A 16,308-nucleotide genomic window follows, 5' to 3' on the forward strand; every position below is an offset into this window, starting at 1 on the left:
GTTCAAATCGCCTCGGCAAGGCCCACAACAAGGCCTTGGATCAGGGTTTGTTCTGGACAAAGACGGATATATCATCACCAACAACCACGTTGTCGAAGGGGCCGACACTGTCACCGTGCGCCTGAGCGACCAACGTTCATTCGAGGCCGAAGTCATAGGAACCGACCCCCTGACCGACATCGCTCTGCTGAAGATCGACGCAGGCGAACCACTTTCTGCCGTGACACTGGGCGACAGCAATGCGATCCGTGTCGGCGAAGATGTTGTCGCCATTGGTAATCCGTTCGGGTTGAGTTCCACAGTGACGACCGGCATCGTTTCGGCCAAGGGCCGTAACCTGTCAGAAGGCCCTTATGCGGAGTTTATCCAAACTGACGCGGCCATTAACAAAGGCAATTCCGGCGGCCCTCTCTTCAACATGGAGGGTGAAGTTGTTGGCGTGAATTCGGCCATATATTCACCTACGGGTGGTTCCGTCGGGCTTGGTTTTGCGGTGACCTCGAACATCGTCGGGGACATTGCAGCCGATCTCATGGACGACGGTGAAGTCGATCGCGGCTGGTTGGGCGTGTCGATCCAGAATGTCAGCCCGGATATCGCCGCCGCAATGGGCTTGGATGAAGCGACCGGCGCGCTTGTTTCGGACGTCACCGCCAAAAGCCCCGCGGATGGATCGCTGGAACCCGGAGACGTTATCCTGTCTTATGACGGACAAGCCGTGTCCTCAAGCAGCGACCTGCCGCGTCTGGTTGGTGCTTCCGAGATTGGCGAGAACAGCAGGATCGGGATTCTGCGAGGAGGCAAAAAACTAGAGATTACTGTCAGGATCGGCACGCATGAAATGGCTTCTGCAGACATGGAGCAAACCGAAGACACGATCTCTGAAACCGCACTGGGCGTGTCCGTGACGCCACTGACTGAAACCGCTCGGACCGAAATCGGCATCAGCGAGGACGTGAACGGCGTCGTCGTTCTATCGCTGGTGCCCAACAGCCCTGCCGCCAAAGCCGGGCTGCAACGCGGTGACGTCATCGTCAAACTTGGCAGCCAAAAAACCGATACACCCCAAGCGCTGAAGGGCGCACTGAAAAGCGAAAAGACCGATCCTGCCCTGATGCTGATCAATCGCAAGGGCAACCAGATCTTCGTCGCGATCAAAATCGCCTGACCGAAGCCCACGCGCGCGTGGCCACCGGGGAGTTCCTGCGCGCGCATCCACCGGCGGTTCCGGATTGTCCCCCAGCCGCCGGTCCGCCGGGCGCGGGTGACCGCGTCCGGCGCGTGCATTTCCGAAAATCGGGATGTATACCAAAGAAAAAGGAATTCAGAGCATGAGCCGACGCATTCTTATCGTCGAAGATGATCCCGATACCCGCGATTTCATTGCCAAGGGGTTTTCCGAAGAAGGCTTCACCATCGAAATCGCAGCAGATGGGCGCGAAGGTCTCTATCACGCCACCGACGGCGGCTTTGATGCGATCATTCTCGATCGGATGTTACCAGGTCTAGACGGGCTGTCGCTGATCAAATCCGTCCGCGCAGCGGGTCTTAAAACACCGGTACTGATGCTCACGGCCATGAGCGCGGTCGATGAGCGCGTCAAGGGCCTGCGCTCCGGAGCCGACGACTATCTGGTCAAACCCTTCTCGTTTCAGGAATTGCACGCCCGGATCGAAGCGCTGCTGCGCCGGCCGCAGGATACCGAGGAAAACTCGACTCTCAGCTGCCGCGACCTGGAAATGGATCTTCTGACCCGCCGCGTCACCCGATCGGGCCGCGACATCACCCTGACGCCGCGCGAATTCCAGATCCTCGAATTTTTCCTGCGCCGCAAGAACCGGGTAGTTTCGCGAACCATGCTACTCGAAGGTGTCTGGGACTATCACTTTGACCCCAACACAAACGTCGTCGATGTGCACATATCCAAACTACGCAGGCAGCTCGACGAAGGCGGTGCGCTTCCCATGATCGAAACCGTGCGCGGTGCCGGATACATGGTTTCCGATGGCTAAGCCTTTAGTTCTGCTCAGGAACTCTCGGGCACGGCTGATGCTGGCCAGCATGTTGCTCAGCACGCTACTGACCGCAGCCGTGCTAGCCTTGGTCTATGTGACAGCCAACCGAACCATCGCCAGCGAGACCCGCTCAGTCGTAACTGCCGAACTGACAGGCCTGTCCGACGAATTCGAGCGGCTGGGCATGATTGGCCTCATAACCACCATCAACCGTCGCCTCGTCAATGCAGCCGAGCGGGACGCCTTGTACCTGTTAACCGATGCAAGCGGCAAGGTGTTGGCGGGAAACATGCGCACCTGGCCGCCGGGGATCGAACCGGGCAGTGGCTGGGTCGAACTCGATCTCATCCGAGCTGAATCCCGCGAAACTGTCCCGATTTCTGCCGCCTCGATCCGCCTGCCCGGTGGCGACCGCCTGTTGGTTGGGCGCGATGCCTCGGCCCGACAACAGTTTGACCGCGTATTGCTGCGCTCGTTCATACTGGCGCTGACCGCAGCGTTTGCGCTAAGCCTTCTCACCGGCTGGTTGCTGACGCGTCTGGTATTTTCGCGCCTCAAGGACATCGCCCGAACCGCCGACAACATCGTGTCCGGCGACCTTACCCGTCGCATTCCGCTGCGCGGGACGGGCGATGAATTCGACCAGATGGCCGGAACACTGAACGAAATGCTGGATCGGATCGAAGAACTGATCAGCAACCTGCGCACCACCTCGAATTCCATCGCCCATGACCTGCGCTCCCCGCTGTCGCGCCTGCGTCAGCGAGTCGAAGGTTTGTCTGATCCCGACCGTTCGACGCTGGACCGGGAAACCGACGCGATCCGAGCGCTGTCTGAGGTCGATCACCTGCTGAGGGTCTTTGCGCAACTCACCGAAATCTCGCGTGCCGAGGCCGGGCTGGGCCGGGATCAGTTCGAAGAACTGGACCTGAAACAACTGGCGCAAGACGTTCTGGAACTCTACGAGCCCCTTGCCGCAGATCAGGATATTTCATTTGCCACTTCGGGCGATACAACGCGATTTCAAGGCCACCGCCCCTTACTGTCACAAGCCCTCTCAAACCTTGTGGAAAATGCTCTGCGCTACGCTCCAAAGGGGTCCACAATCAAGGTTGTAGTGGGACTGGCAGACGATCAGCCTTTTCTCAGCGTCGCGGATCAGGGGCCGGGCGTTCCCGAAACGGATATTTCCCGACTGGCGCAGCCCTTCGTGACACTTGATCCAGCGCGCAGCGAAGGCAATTCGGGGCTGGGACTGGCACTGGTTGCAGCGATTGCCCGCATGCATGGAGGAACGTTTTTGGCGGAAAACGCAGCTCCCGGCCTCAGGACCATCCTGACGCTGGCACCCCCGAGGCTTTCGGGTCCGACTGGCAAAACGCCCTGAACCGTTCTGCAACCCCATGAGCTGCCAGTTCCAAAAGCCGTGCTCCGTCTTCGGGAGTGGCCAAAGCCGAATGCGAACCCACACGGCCATCCGGGAACATCGCGCGATGTTCATCTGGCGGTCCGTGGCGGTCACCGGCATGCGCTGCAATATACTCGCGCGACAGCCCAACGGGCGGTTCGGCGGCATCGCCGACCGGCAACACCCCAAGCAAAGCCTGCGTGATTGCGATCTCGGATGGCGTTGCATGCATTCCTTCCCAGTCGCCGTACAGCGATTTGCGCAAGGAATCCGCTTTGGGCGCCTCCCACCAACTCATGATTTCCATTGACCTCATTCGACCTGCGATTCGACGCAGCGGCGTCAGATTGGCTCCATGACCGTTGACCACAAACACGCCCTTGAACCCTTGGCTCAAAAGCCCGCCGATGACTTCACCGGCCAAAGCTTCGAACACTGGCTCCGATACTGAAACCGTTCCCGGAAACGCCGTGTTGAACGGCGCAGGCGTATAGGCAAGCTCAGGCGCGACGATAGTATTGCATAGCTTTGCCACCCGATCAGCCACTGCTTTGGCACAGATCGTATCTGTTCCAATCCGCCCCATTGGGCCGTGCTGCTCAGTAGAACCCACCGGCAACAGCACCCAGCTTCCCTGCCCAATCCGAGCCTCGACGTCGCGCCACGTCATGTCAGTGAGTTGCATTTGCCTGATTCTCCGCTATTTCGGTGATTGATTGATGGTATTAGGTTCGCAGCATGGAAGATTCAGCCCCACAGCCCGCCGTTGGCTCGACACTTGACCAGAAAATCGGCACCGCGGTCAAATACCATCGCTCACTTGCGAGGTTGACTCTTGCGGCTTTGTCCGAGCGGGCCAACGTATCGACCGCGATGATTTCAAAGATCGAACGCGGTCAGGTATCTGCTTCCCTCTCCACGCTAGAAGCCTTGGCAACTGCCATAGATGTGCCGCTGATCAACTTCTTTGCAGAAACAGTCGAACGGACGGACGTCTCCTTTGTTCGCGCAGGCGAGGGCATCGATATGCAACGCTTGGACCGTGACTTTGGCCACACATACAAGCTAATTGGCCGGGCAGACGACGGACACGTCAGCTTTGAATGCTTCGACATCACACTCGAGCAACCTCTGGCAATGCGACCCATCTATCTGCATCAGGGCATCGAGTTTATGCATGTCTTGGAGGGCGAAGTGATCTTTCGCTGCGGCGAGCAAAACTATCACATGCACCCCGGCGACAGCCTGTCCTTCGAGGGAAAAAGTGCGCATCAAACGGATGGTCTTCCCACAGGCAGGGTCAGGTTCATTGCAATCATCGCCAAGGCTGGAACAAACGATCTCTGAAATGCCATGAGGCCGCGCATAGCTGCGCGACCTCGCGATTGCTCCAACTCCGAGAACTCTCAAAGCCCCCATTTCGCGCTGGTGGCGTCAAAGAAACCCTGCGCCTGCTTTACCTTGACCCAGTTGTTCATGTAGTTGATCCAGACCTGATCGTCCTGCGGCAACAGCATCGCAATAGGCGATGGAGATCTGGCTTCGGCACCAGTCACGCGCACGACAGGAAATTTTTCCTCCAGAGTCGCTCCTTCGATGTTTGAGGTAATGAACACGTCGGCCCGCCCAGCAATCACCTCCTGAAACCCTCGCGCAGGCGCTTCGACAACCTTGATCTCGGCATTCGGGAACCATTCGCGGGCGTTCTTTTCAAAGGTCGTGCCCAGTGTCGTGGCCACTGTCACACCCGGTTGGTTGATGGAATCATAGCCATCGAACCGATCGGCCTTGTCTTTGGTGGTATAGGGATAAAGCTCAACCGAAATGTAACTTTCCGAGAACCCTGCCACCTTCATCCTCGGAGGCGAAATCGAAGCCGAACCGGTGATGTGGTATTTGCCCGCGACAACCCCGTTGACCAGCGTTTTCCAATCGGTCGGCACATATTCGACCTCAACACCGAGATCGTTGGCAAGTTCGGTCATCACGTCGATATCGAACCCCTTGTAACTGTTGGTCGCCGGGTCGCGCAGCGTCATCGGATTCCAGTCACCCGTCGTTCCGACTTTGAGGACGCCGCCATCGAGAATTTCGTTGAGTGCTGACTGCGCCTGGGCGGCTCCGGCAAACGCCAGCCCCATCATCGCAATCGCGGCTGCCTTGAACACCTGTTTCATCTTGGTCTCCCGTTGGTGGCTATATGTTCTGTTTATGATAACCTGATTGTCGCTTGATTTAAGGCAAAGATAACTCTTATTCTCAAGAAAAAAATTTCCTTTCAGGAAATGCTCCAAGGGAGAAGACTGTGCCGGAAACCGCAATCGAGCTTATTGGCGTCAACAAATGGTATGGCACGTTTCACGTCCTGCGAAATATCGACCTTTCGGTGAAGGCTGGTCACAAAGTGGTGATCTGCGGCCCTTCTGGGTCGGGCAAGAGCACTGTCGTCAGATGTATCAATCGTTTAGAAGAGCACCAGAAAGGCACCATCCGCGTCGATGGAATCGAGCTGACCAACGATCCCAAATCCGTGGCCGCGATCCGGTCAGAAGTCGGCATGGTATTTCAACAATTTAACCTGTTCCCACATCTGACTGTTCTTGAGAACCTCACTCTTGGCCCCATTAAGGCGCGTGGGCTGAGCCGGAAAGAGGCCGAAGAGCGTGCCCGCCATTATCTTGAACGCGTGCACATTCCCGATCAGGCGCTCAAAAAGCCCAACCAGCTTTCGGGTGGACAACAACAACGCGTGGCAATCGCCCGTTCCCTGTGCATGGGCCCCAAGGTGCTATTGTTTGACGAACCCACCTCAGCACTCGACCCCGAGATGATTTCCGAGGTGCTCGACGTGATGGAACAGCTTGCGGGTGAGGGCATGACGATGGTCGTGGTCACTCATGAGATGGGATTTGCCCGCCGCGTCGCCGACAACATGGTGTTCATGGATGCCGGCGAAATCGTCGAACAAGGCCCGCCCGAGGATTTCTTTGGCAATCCGCGATCCGAACGCTGCCAAAAGTTCCTCAGCCAGATATTGCAACATTAAGAATGGGCCGCGCTATGAAGAAATACATTGTTATTTTGGCACCCTTCCTGTTGCTTTCCGGATGCTCCAGTTCTTCCACCTGGGGCTGGTACGTGATCGACCCGCGAACCGCATCCGGATGGACCAACGTCAGGTTCCTGATCTCAGGCATGGGCGATACCATCCTGATCTCACTCATTGCCGCGGTGATTTCCATCGTGTTGGGACTGCTGATCGCCCTGCCGGGGCTATCGAACCGATGGCCCGTCCGCATGATCAACCGGATCTATGTCGAGTTCATCCGCTCGATTCCGTTGCTACCGATGCTGTTCTGGGTCTTCTACGGGCTGCCAATCGTATTCCAGTCGATGGGTATGAACATCCCGATCGACCCGTTCTGGGGGGCGATCATCACCCTGGCGATCTCTGACAGTGCTTTCACAGCTGAAATCTACCGTGCAGGCATCCAGTCGATCCCCAAGGGTCAAAGCGAAGCGGCCCAGACCATCGGCCTGAACTATGCCCAGACAATGCGTTATGTGATCCTCCCACAGGCCATCAGGCGCATCCTGCCGCCGCTGGCTAACCAATTCATCTACATCGTCAAGATGAGCGCTTTTGCCAGCGTCATCGGCATGCAGGAACTGACCCGGAGGGCAAACGAACTGGTGGTCACCGAATACCGACCCCTGGAAATCTACACATTGCTAATCTTCGAGTATCTGGTGCTGGTCCTGATCATCAGCGCAGGGGTACGCTGGCTGGAGCGGCGCATGGGATCGGACGAGCGCAGCTGAGGAGACCGAGATGAACTGGAACGAATTCATGGCCGAGATCGAAGGCGATATCGGCACCTATGCCAAGGAAGTGCCGGACACGATGAAGGGGTTCGGCACTATGGGAACCGCTGCCAAGAAAAGCGGCGCTCTGGATGAAAAGACCAAAGAAATCATGGCGCTTGGCATCGCTATTGCCACTCGCTGCGACAGCTGCATCGGCTTTCATGTCCGGTCACTTGTTCGACTTGGCCTAACCCGCGAAGAGATGTGCGAGGCGCTGGCCATGGCAACCTATATGGGCGGCGGGCCGTCGCTGGCCTACTCCGCCAAGGCACTCAAGGCTTACGACACCTTTACGAATTTGTCGGGTTGAGGGGGGAACTCAGGTCCAAAATCCCGAAAGGGCTTCTTCGGGGCTTTGACCGACCTGACGCGACGGGTTGGAAAATAGTTCGGCGATATCGGGATAAAGGTCCAAAATGTCCTTGCCGCCGCGGATTCTGGTCGCGTCCAGACGCCCGTCCTTCCACACTGCCACGCCATCGACCCATATCGTTGGGTCCAGGACGTTCAGCGAGATTTCACCAGGGGCATAAGCGCCGCAGGTGTGAATGTGCAGCAAGCGTGGATTTCCGAATGCCGCACCGCTCCAACGCTCAAAATTCGCAGCAACAGGCCGGTTGTAGCTACAGCCGGGATGCAATCCCGCGTGCCATGAATGAACAAACCATGGATCGATCCCGAATCGCGCCCCGACCCGCTCATAATGCTGACGCGCGGCGCAAACATCCGTTTCCGCGCCCTCCAGCCCGGTTAGTCTCCCCTGATCGATGCAAAACGCCACCGGTGATTCCAACTGGCAGGCATAGGGTTCGTAGAACCGCGACCCCGTGCCAACGAGGAAACCATTCTGCACCACCTTGCCGCTGAAGTTGCCTGCCGGGATCGGCGCGAACACCGACATTGGGAACCGGGTCACGGTTACATCCGCACCGGAGGTGGGATAATTGGCTCCGGCCCCACCAAAATCCGTGCCCAACGGACAAGTCACGCGGATATCATCTGCAACCGCCATCATCGCATTGATGGCATTCTTGAGCGCTACAAACCCATGATAATTTCCCTGACCAAAGCCCGAGCCGAGCATTCCCGCATCCAGGGCATAGCACATGATCGGGTTGATCCCCACCATATCGGCATTGAACCTGATCTGGTCGCCATATCGAGCCAGAAACAACACCCGGTCCGCCCGCCGCATCCGGTCAATCAGTGCATCGTCCGGCTCGGCCCCGTCGGGGCACAGCGGCACCTGTTCAAGTTCGGCCTCAATGCCCAATTCACGCGCCCGGCGCGAAACTGCATCAAGGATGGCGGTGTCGTAATATTCCTCTTCCCGGTCTTCATGCAGAACCAACAAACGCTTGCCCGCGGAAAGACCTGCACAGGTCCGCAGCAGGTTGTCTGCACCGATCTGAAGATCGCTATCCATCGCTAACCCCAATCCAGAGTTGAATACCCCGACAACATTACTGGGATTGCTCGGCATTCCCATCCCAAAATTTTACCGCCAGTACATTTATTTCCTAAGCATCCAGACTGCAATGTTCTAAGATATCTCAAAAAGCGAGGAACAACAGATGAGCGCATGGATACGAATGATTGACGATGACGAGGCAACCGGTCGCCTCAAGGACTTGCTGGACAAGTCCCGCACACCACATGGAACGGTCGACACAGTCATGCGGGTGCATTCATTGCGACCTGAAACGATGAACGGTCACGTCACCCTCTATCGATCAGTTCTGCATTCCGACGACAACTCCCTACCATTCTGGTTCCTCGAGGTGGTGGCCTCGTACACCTCGATCATAAATGACTGCACCTATTCACTAACCCATCATTTCATGAACGTCCGCAACCTCTTGCGCGACCAGCCCCGCAGCGACCGGATATTTCTGGCGCTCAAGGCGCATCGCCCCGAGGACGAGTTTGAAGGCAAGGAACTGGCACTGTTGCGCTATGCGGGTAAACTGACTGCCGAAGTCGGTAAGATGGTGAAGTCGGATTTCGAAGCGCTCAAGATTGCGGGTGCGACCGACGAAGAGATTCTCGAAGTCAATCAGGTCTGCGCCTATTTCAACTATTCCAACCGTTTGCTGAACGGGCTTGGCTGCACTACCGACAACGACGTGATCGGTTACTACAAAGGCGACGACTGATGCCCTAACTCATGGCCGCAGGCAGCGAAGCGTAGCCGCGAAACCGGATGCGCCCGCCGCGCACCCGCCCATCCAGCAGGTGAAAGTTCGGATAACGTTGCAGCAACCGGCCAATGGCGATCCGCCCTTCCATCCGGGCCAGTGTCAGCCCGACACAGATATGCGGACCACCAGCAAACGCCAGATGCCTGTTGGGCTTGCGCGCGATGTCGAACCGGGTCGGGTCATCGAATACCGCGGGGTCACGGTTTGCCGCCCCGATACAAAGGTGCAGATTGGTCCCTTTCGGCAGAACCAGCCCATCCAGTTCAACTACGGCTGTAGTCTCCCGATTTCCCAACTGGTTGGGCGAGCGGAATCGAAGGATTTCCTCGACTGCCGGAGCAATCAGCTCGGGGTCATCCAACAGGCGCACTTTCTGATCCGGATTGTCATTCAAAAGGGCTAGCCCGTTGCCGATCAAATTAGTGGTGGTCTCATGCCCGGCATTCAGTATAAAGATGCAGTTTTGCAAAAGCTCGATTTCGCTCAGCTTCTCGCCGCCACCCTCACCCCGGATCAGTCGGGTCAGCACGTCGGTTTCCGGATCGCCTGGCTTGGCGCGGCGACGCGCCACCAGGTCTTCGAGATAGCTCTTGAATTCTTCGACTGCCCTATGACCCCGAACCAGTTGATCCTCGGTCAGCGTAGGTTCCAGAGCACCAAGAATGACCAGTGACCAATCGCGCAGCGGCGCACGTTCCCCCATCGGCACGTCGAGCAAGTTGCCGATGATCTGGATCGGTATGGTCGAGGCGAAATCCTCGATCAGATCGACCTGCACCTTGCCTTCCATTGCGCCAAGAAGGTGATCAACCGTCTCGATCAGTCCCGGCTCCATCTTGGCAATTGCGCGCGGTGTCAGTGCCGATGTCATGATCTTGCGCACCCGCGTGTGCAGCGGCGGGTCGGAAAACACCAGCGATGTTGTGTGATGTTCGAACAGAGGAGAGCCGACTCCGAATTTCGGCCCAAACATCGCCTTCTTGTCCGAGGAATACAGAATCGTATCACGATAGATCCGATCCAGATCCGCATGGCGGCTCAGCAACACCGACCCGTCCGGTTGGGGCAATACCGGGGCGTTGGCCAAGAGCGCGTCATAAAAGGGAAACGGATTGTCCACAAACCCCTCGGGCGGATGAGTCAAATCCAATTGCTGTGCTGCCCAAGCAATGTCTAATGCGTTCATGCCGGTCTCCCCTACCGAATTCACACGCGCGTCCCCAAACATTTGGGTATCTCAGGTCGAGACCTCTCACAAGCGGCTTGTCCCCTGATGACACTGCCGCCACTCAACGCTAGTAAGAGCCATGACCGATCCCGTATCCTCGATCCGAAACCTCGGCCCGGCTTATGAACAGGCCTGTGCTCGCGCGGGTATCCGTTCGGCGCAAGACCTGCGTGATCTGGGCGCTGACGAGGCCTATACCCGGCTCATCCAGACAGGCACGCGGCCTCATTTCATCGGGTATTACGTTCTGGTCATGAGCTTGCAAGGTCGCCCTTGGAACGACTGCAAAGGTGACGAGAAAGCGGCGCTGCGACACCGGTTCGATGCCATCAAGGCGGCCGCAAAACCGAGTTCTGCTTCGAAACTCGTTTCAGAGTTGGACGCAGTTGGTGTGCGCATCTCACCGTCCGATCTGAAGCCAGTCAAACACCTTCAAACAGAAAAGGCCGCGCCCTTTTCAGGACACGGCCCAATTCCTTCCAATCCGTCAGCGGATTAGCCGACCAGTTCGATGCCGGAGAAGAAATAGGCGATTTCGACGGCTGCGGTTTCCGGCGCATCCGACCCGTGGACTGAATTTTCGCCAACCGATTCAGCAAACTCGGCGCGGATGGTGCCCGGCGCTGCGTCTGCGGGGTTGGTGGCGCCCATCACTTCGCGGTTCTTTGCAATGGCGCCTTCTCCTTCCAGAACCTGAACAACAACCGGAGCAGATGACATGAATTCGCAAAGTTCGTCATAGAACGGACGCTCGGCGTGCACTTCATAGAACTTGCCGGCCTGTTCCTTAGTCATGTGGATGCGCTTTTGCGCAACGATGCGCAGGCCCGCTTCCTCGAACTTGGCGTTGATCTTGCCAGTGAGGTTGCGTCGGGTTGCGTCGGGTTTGATGATCGAGAACGTGCGTTCCAGTGCCATGGGGGTGCTCCTGTGATGAAAAGCCGGGCATCCGGCCCGGCCTGTTGTGAATTGTCGCCCCGATAACATGGGCTTGGTAAAGGATAAAGGGGGGAATACACAGCTTTGACGCGGTTTCGATTTAAGGGTTTCAATTTCCGACTATTATAGTCAGATATCAAATTGTGAAATAACTCACGATTCTCAAAGAGGAACTAACATGAAACTTGGTCCAATCGCCGCTCTGTGCCTTACCGCTGTTCCCGCCCTTGCGGATAACGATGCACTTCCCTTGACTTACGCCCTGTTTGAAACCGCCGTCGCGCATGCCGACCTTGAACAATGCCCCAAGACACTCGCCAAGGACGGCGTCTTTTGCCGTGCCACCATGCGCCATGACGAAATCCACGTCTTTGCCTTCAGCGAAGAAGGCGACAACCTGCTGGTCGGATTTGAATCCTTCCCGTTCGAGGAACTGGCCGCACATCTGAACTGATCGTTTTCAGCCAGCCTTTTCAGAAATCGGGCAACGGATCGCGCTGGTTCACCCAGCGTACGTACAGCGCCGACAGCAAGCCAAGAAAACTCGACCCGAACATCATCCCTAGAACCGCAAACGGGGTATTTTGAGTCGTGACAACCACACCTGTCACCGTTGTCAGCAAGGCCCCCAACGCAACAGTCATCGCACCTGACAGGCCCGAAGCACTACACACCAGATGCGACCGCACCGACATAAGCCCGGCATTGGCATTGGCCAGCATCAACCCATTGCCAAAGCCACCAGTACGGCAGCGGCAAAGAACACCCAAACACTCCCTTGCCCGATTACAAATATGAACAACCCCAGTAACGGTCCAGCGCTGGCAATAACCGCCCCGACACGATCAGACCTGCCAGATCACTGCGCGCGGCAATCCTGCCGGTGATGAAGTTGCCGACCATGAAGCCCATGGTGATCACCCCGATCCCTATTCCAAGCATCGCCGGACTCAAATCAAACCACGCCGCCGCCACCAGCGGCGCACAGGTGATGAAGGCATAAAAACCCCCTACATAAATCGCTGCGCACAAACTGTAGCCCCAGAACTGGCGGGCTGTGAAAAGCTGTGGATGCTGCCGTATCTGCTGGCCAAACGTGGCCGAGCGCTCGATATTCGTCTCTCCCATGTCAGCCCGCAGCAGCACCAGCATGGCGAACCCAAGGATTGCATACAAAACGAACCCGGCACGCCAGCCGATCACCATCTCCAGCACCCCGCCCAGCATTGGCCCCAGCATCGGCGCAAGCGCCATCGCCACGGAAACATAGCCCAGCTTGCTGGCCGCTTCCCTCGGCGGGAACATATCTCAGATCGCGGCCCCCGACAGCACCTGCCCCGCAATCACCGCCCCTTGCAACAATCGAAATCCCAGAAACACCCAAATTGACTGCGCCATAACGCACCCGACCGAAGCAGCCACGAAGATCACCATCGAAACCAGCAGCACAGGCCGCCGACCATAACGATCAGATAGCGGCCCCATGATCAGTTGCAGAACGGCGGTGGCGATCAGATAACCCGAAATAGACAGGTTCACGACCGCATAATTGGCACTGAAATCGGCGCCGATATGGGCCAGCGACGGTAGGAACGTGTTCAGCGTCAGAACCGCCAGTGTCGTAGCAAGGATCAACGTCAGGATATGCGGTGGGCCGGAAGCAGGACGAATGAACAGAATCCGAAAGGATGCAACCCTTTGCGGGTTGTCACAGCTTGCGTTCCCTGACCATCTCAAGCCGCTGGCAGCGGCTGCACCACTCTGTTAAGAGCGGCCCATGTTGAGGATAGAAAACATCATGTACGCTGTCGAAGGCCGCCCCTTGTTCGAAGGCGCCTGCGCCACTATTCCGACCGGCCACAAGGTTGGCCTGGTGGGCCGCAACGGCACAGGAAAAACCACGCTTTTTCGTCTCATTCAGGGTGAATTGGCACTGGAATCTGGCGCCATCGCCCTGCCCCGCCGCGCCCGCATTGGCGGCGTTGCGCAAGAGGCCCCTGCCTCACACGTCTCGCTGATCAATACGGTTCTCGCCGCTGATGCCGAACGAACGGCCCTGATGAGCGAAGCCGATACCGCGGCCGACCCGACCCGCATCGCCGAGATCCAGACCCGCCTGGCCGACATCGACGCGTGGAGCGCCGAGGCGCGCGCCGCCTCGATCCTCAAGGGTCTGGGCTTCGACGATGAGGAACAGCTCAAACCCTGTTCCGACTTCTCGGGCGGCTGGCGCATGCGCGTGGCCTTGGCGGCGGTGTTGTTCTCGCAACCCGATCTGCTGCTGCTGGACGAACCGACAAACTACCTAGACCTCGAAGGCGCATTGTGGCTGGAAAGCTATCTGGCGAAATACCCCCATACCGTCATCATCATCAGCCACGACCGCGGTCTGTTGAACCGGGCGGTCGGTGCAATCCTGCATCTCGAAGACCGCAAGCTGACGCTTTATCAAGGGCCCTATGACCAGTTCGCCCGTCAGCGTGCCGAAAACCTGGCGCAGGCTAGCGCCATGGCCAAAAAGCAGGAAGCCCGACGCGCCCACCTGCAATCTTACGTCGATCGCTTCCGCTACAAGGCCGACAAGGCAAAGCAGGCGCAATCACGCCTCAAGGCTTTGGCAAAGATGCAGCCCATCACCTCGCCGCAAGAGGCCGCCCTGCGTGCCTTCACATTTCCCGAACCCGAGGAAATGGCCCCGCCGATTATCCAACTGGAAGGCGGCATGACCGGCTATGGCGAAACGCCCGTGCTGAAACGCCTCAACCTGCGCATCGATCAGGACGACCGCATCGCGCTTCTGGGCAAGAACGGTCAGGGCAAGTCGACACTGTCGAAACTGCTGTCTGACAGGCTACCGCTGATGGCGGGCAGGATGACCCGCAGTTCAAAACTGCGCATCGGCTATTTCGCCCAGCATCAGGTCGACGAGTTGCGTGTCGACGAAACCCCTCTCGACCACCTGCGCCGCCTGCGCCCCGACGAGGCCCCTGCGAAGCACCGTTCGAGACTGGCCGGCTTCGGCCTTGGCGCGGCTCAAGCGGAAACCGAGGTCGGGCGGCTGTCGGGCGGCCAAAAGGCACGTCTGTCGCTGCTGCTCGCCACCATCGACGCGCCACACATGCTGATCCTCGACGAACCCACCAACCACCTCGACATCGAAAGCCGCGAGGCGCTGGTCGAAGCGCTGACCACCTATTCCGGCGCGGTGATCCTCGTCAGCCACGACATGCACTTGCTCAGCCTTGTGGCCGACCGGTTATGGCTGGTCTCTGACGGCGCCGTTAAACCTTTCGAAGGCGATCTGGAGGCGTATCGCGACCTGTTGCTGACCCGGGACAAGCCTGAAACCAAAGAAACGCCGCAAGCGCCCAAACCCAAACGTCCTTCGCGCGATGCCATCCTTGCCCTACGCGCCGATCTGCGCAAATGCGAAGAACGGATCGAGAAGCTGACCGATATGTACGATAAGCTTTCCACCAAGCTGGCTGATCCTGATCTTTACCAAAGCGACAAGGTGTCCGATCTGGAAACCTGGAATCGCAAATTCGCCGAGGTGAGCGAAGCCATGCAGCGCGCCGAGGCGCTGTGGGTCGCCGCCACCGAGCGGCTCGAGGCGGCTGAGGCCAAGGCATGAGTGACCCCGTCAAGGACGCCACCGCCATGATCTCAGGCATGCAGCCGGTGCTGCGCGACGGCGAGTTCGCCTTTGTTGTTTGGCCCCAAGACATCGAGAGGCCTGCAGGAACCGTGGCCAGCTATTCCGAGGACGAGGGGCTGTCGCTCATCGTGCCCCTTGCCGACGCCCCTGATGCCGCCCTGCCCATGCGCTGCATCACATTGCAGGTGTATTCCGCGCTGGACGGCGTCGGGCTGACCGCTGCCGTCTCCAGCGCGCTGGCGAGGGAAGGCATTCCCGCCAATATGGTCGCGGGCTATCACCACGACCACGTCTATGTGCCGTCGGAACAGGCCCTACAGGCGCTCGACATCCTGACACGCTTGCAGAAGGACGCCAAGGAATGATCGACACAGCCTTTCTTGTCACTGCTTTCACCACACTTTTCGTTGTGATCGACCCACCTGGGCAGACCCCGATCTTCATGGCGCTGACGCAGGGCATGGATGCGGCTACTCGGCGCGGTATCGCCGTCCGCGCCTGTCTGACCGCCGCTGCCATCCTCGCCGTGTTCGCGGCCTTCGGAGAGGCGGTTCTGGGCTTTGTCGGCATCTCCATGCCCGCCTTCCGCGTTGCGGGCGGTGTGCTATTGTTTCTGACCGCACTCGACATGCTGTTCGAACGCCGCACCAAGCGTCGCGAGGACCGCGCCGAGGCCGAGGAACACCATGACCCGTCGGTCTTTCCCTTGGGCATCCCCCTTATTGCCGGTCCCGGTTCGATTGCCACCATGATCTTGCTCGCAGGCCAGCAACCAGGGATCGAAGGGCTGGCCGTGGTCATTGCCGTCATGCTGTCGGTACTTGCTTTCGTCTTTTTGCTTTATCTGTCGTCGGGCACGCTGGGCCGATTGCTCGGCAAGACCGGCCTGAACGTAGTGACCCGCCTTCTGGGCATGTTGCTAGCCGCGCTTTCGGTACAGTTCATTCTCGATGGCCTCAAGGCCTTTGGTTTCGCCGCCTGAGTCCCCATAT

General features: G+C 58.1%; 18 protein-coding genes and 2 pseudogenes. 13 read left to right on the forward strand and 7 right to left on the reverse strand.

The genetic code is table 11. The features are described from left to right. The 3 genes from AC2FNB_RS02895 to AC2FNB_RS02905 all read left to right on the forward strand — a co-directional run. The coding region (locus AC2FNB_RS02895; RefSeq protein ID WP_496744361.1) for a Do family serine endopeptidase at nucleotides 1-1,168 on the forward strand (1,168 nt) is incomplete at its 5' end. 163 nt (nucleotides 1,169-1,331) lie between these two features. Further along, the gene (locus AC2FNB_RS02900) at nucleotides 1,332-2,012 is read left to right on the forward strand and encodes a response regulator transcription factor (RefSeq protein WP_480750540.1); all 681 of its coding nucleotides are present in this window, start codon (nucleotides 1,332-1,334) and stop codon (nucleotides 2,010-2,012) included. Next, nucleotides 2,005-3,402 carry a sensor histidine kinase gene (locus AC2FNB_RS02905; RefSeq protein WP_496744363.1) on the forward strand — a complete coding sequence of 466 codons (1,398 nt, stop codon included), beginning with the start codon at nucleotides 2,005-2,007 and terminating at the stop codon, nucleotides 3,400-3,402. The genes AC2FNB_RS02900 and AC2FNB_RS02905 overlap by 8 nt, the downstream gene beginning before the upstream one ends. On the opposite strand, the gene AC2FNB_RS02910 is transcribed toward AC2FNB_RS02905, so the two are convergent. Continuing rightward, nucleotides 3,341-4,108 (reverse strand): creatininase family protein, encoded by a 768-nt coding sequence (locus AC2FNB_RS02910; RefSeq protein WP_496744365.1) that lies wholly within the window; start codon nucleotides 4,106-4,108, stop codon nucleotides 3,341-3,343. The two genes, AC2FNB_RS02905 and AC2FNB_RS02910, sit on opposite strands and share 62 nt — an antisense overlap. 53 nt (nucleotides 4,109-4,161) lie before the next feature. On the opposite strand from AC2FNB_RS02910, the gene AC2FNB_RS02915 reads away from it, so the two are divergent. Beyond that, entirely contained in the window at nucleotides 4,162-4,770 is a 609-nt protein-coding gene (locus AC2FNB_RS02915; RefSeq protein ID WP_480750537.1) for a helix-turn-helix domain-containing protein, read from the forward strand. A 59-nt stretch (nucleotides 4,771-4,829) separates the two neighbouring features. Here the strand turns inward: AC2FNB_RS02915 and AC2FNB_RS02920 are convergent, their stop codons facing one another. Continuing rightward, nucleotides 4,830-5,600 carry a transporter substrate-binding domain-containing protein gene (locus AC2FNB_RS02920; protein ID WP_480750536.1) on the reverse strand — a complete coding sequence of 257 codons (771 nt, stop codon included), beginning with the start codon at nucleotides 5,598-5,600 and terminating at the stop codon, nucleotides 4,830-4,832. Between the two features lie 128 nt (nucleotides 5,601-5,728). Here AC2FNB_RS02920 and AC2FNB_RS02925 point away from each other — a divergent pair, with 128 nt between their 5' ends. The 3 genes from AC2FNB_RS02925 to AC2FNB_RS02935 are packed head-to-tail and all read left to right on the forward strand — an operon-like array spanning nucleotide 5,729 to nucleotide 7,600. After that, nucleotides 5,729-6,469, forward strand: a complete 741-nt coding sequence (locus AC2FNB_RS02925; RefSeq protein WP_480750535.1) for an amino acid ABC transporter ATP-binding protein — start codon at nucleotides 5,729-5,731, stop codon at nucleotides 6,467-6,469. A gap of 14 nt (nucleotides 6,470-6,483) precedes the next feature. Then, a complete protein-coding gene (locus AC2FNB_RS02930; RefSeq protein WP_480750534.1) occupies nucleotides 6,484-7,245 on the forward strand; it encodes an amino acid ABC transporter permease in 762 nt (253 codons plus the stop codon). A 10-nt stretch (nucleotides 7,246-7,255) separates the two neighbouring features. Then, nucleotides 7,256-7,600, forward strand: a complete 345-nt coding sequence (locus AC2FNB_RS02935; protein ID WP_480750533.1) for a carboxymuconolactone decarboxylase family protein — start codon at nucleotides 7,256-7,258, stop codon at nucleotides 7,598-7,600. Nucleotides 7,601-7,609: 9 nt separating this feature from the next. Here the strand turns inward: AC2FNB_RS02935 and AC2FNB_RS02940 are convergent, their stop codons facing one another. Then, nucleotides 7,610-8,716, reverse strand: coding sequence for a hypothetical protein (locus AC2FNB_RS02940; RefSeq protein WP_480750532.1), 1,107 nt, complete (start codon nucleotides 8,714-8,716; stop codon nucleotides 7,610-7,612). A gap of 148 nt (nucleotides 8,717-8,864) precedes the next feature. Between AC2FNB_RS02940 and AC2FNB_RS02945 the strand changes: the two genes are divergently transcribed. Further along, nucleotides 8,865-9,446 carry a peroxidase-related enzyme gene (locus AC2FNB_RS02945; protein WP_496744368.1) on the forward strand — a complete coding sequence of 194 codons (582 nt, stop codon included), beginning with the start codon at nucleotides 8,865-8,867 and terminating at the stop codon, nucleotides 9,444-9,446. Nucleotides 9,447-9,450: 4 nt separating this feature from the next. Here the strand turns inward: AC2FNB_RS02945 and AC2FNB_RS02950 are convergent, their stop codons facing one another. Beyond that, nucleotides 9,451-10,677 (reverse strand): cytochrome P450, encoded by a 1,227-nt coding sequence (locus AC2FNB_RS02950; RefSeq protein ID WP_496744370.1) that lies wholly within the window; start codon nucleotides 10,675-10,677, stop codon nucleotides 9,451-9,453. A gap of 121 nt (nucleotides 10,678-10,798) precedes the next feature. Here AC2FNB_RS02950 and AC2FNB_RS02955 point away from each other — a divergent pair. Continuing rightward, nucleotides 10,799-11,140: pseudogene (locus tag AC2FNB_RS02955) on the forward strand (TfoX/Sxy family protein); the annotation flags it as partial. A 74-nt stretch (nucleotides 11,141-11,214) separates the two neighbouring features. Here the strand turns inward: AC2FNB_RS02955 and ndk are convergent. Next, the gene (gene ndk, locus AC2FNB_RS02960) at nucleotides 11,215-11,637 is read right to left on the reverse strand and encodes a nucleoside-diphosphate kinase (protein WP_068334875.1); all 423 of its coding nucleotides are present in this window, start codon (nucleotides 11,635-11,637) and stop codon (nucleotides 11,215-11,217) included. A 199-nt stretch (nucleotides 11,638-11,836) separates the two neighbouring features. Here ndk and AC2FNB_RS02965 point away from each other — a divergent pair, with 199 nt between their 5' ends. Continuing rightward, nucleotides 11,837-12,112: a hypothetical protein gene (locus AC2FNB_RS02965; RefSeq protein WP_496744372.1), complete on the forward strand. Its 276-nt coding sequence runs from the start codon at nucleotides 11,837-11,839 to the stop codon at nucleotides 12,110-12,112. A 19-nt stretch (nucleotides 12,113-12,131) separates the two neighbouring features. Here the strand turns inward: AC2FNB_RS02965 and AC2FNB_RS02970 are convergent, their stop codons facing one another. Both AC2FNB_RS02970 and AC2FNB_RS02975 read right to left on the reverse strand, forming a co-directional pair. Continuing rightward, nucleotides 12,132-12,380, reverse strand: coding sequence for a hypothetical protein (locus AC2FNB_RS02970; RefSeq protein ID WP_496744374.1), 249 nt, complete (start codon nucleotides 12,378-12,380; stop codon nucleotides 12,132-12,134). A gap of 64 nt (nucleotides 12,381-12,444) precedes the next feature. Beyond that, a pseudogene (locus tag AC2FNB_RS02975) lies at nucleotides 12,445-13,395 on the reverse strand (MFS transporter). Nucleotides 13,396-13,435: 40 nt separating this feature from the next. Between AC2FNB_RS02975 and AC2FNB_RS02980 the strand changes: the two are divergent. Genes AC2FNB_RS02980 through AC2FNB_RS02990 form a run of 3 tightly spaced genes read left to right on the forward strand, consistent with a single transcriptional unit; the run spans nucleotide 13,436 to nucleotide 16,298 of the window. After that, complete coding sequence (locus tag AC2FNB_RS02980) at nucleotides 13,436-15,292, forward strand: ABC-F family ATP-binding cassette domain-containing protein (RefSeq protein ID WP_496744375.1); 1,857 nt, start codon at nucleotides 13,436-13,438, stop codon at nucleotides 15,290-15,292. Next, complete coding sequence (locus tag AC2FNB_RS02985) at nucleotides 15,289-15,681, forward strand: ACT domain-containing protein (protein ID WP_480750528.1); 393 nt, start codon at nucleotides 15,289-15,291, stop codon at nucleotides 15,679-15,681. The genes AC2FNB_RS02980 and AC2FNB_RS02985 overlap by 4 nt, the downstream gene beginning before the upstream one ends. Further along, complete coding sequence (locus AC2FNB_RS02990) at nucleotides 15,678-16,298, forward strand: MarC family protein (protein ID WP_480750527.1); 621 nt, start codon at nucleotides 15,678-15,680, stop codon at nucleotides 16,296-16,298. The genes AC2FNB_RS02985 and AC2FNB_RS02990 overlap by 4 nt, the downstream gene beginning before the upstream one ends. The last annotated feature ends 10 nt before the right edge of the window (nucleotides 16,299-16,308 follow it).

The sequence above is a fragment of the Ruegeria sp. BHSB058 genome, from assembly GCF_059613285.1.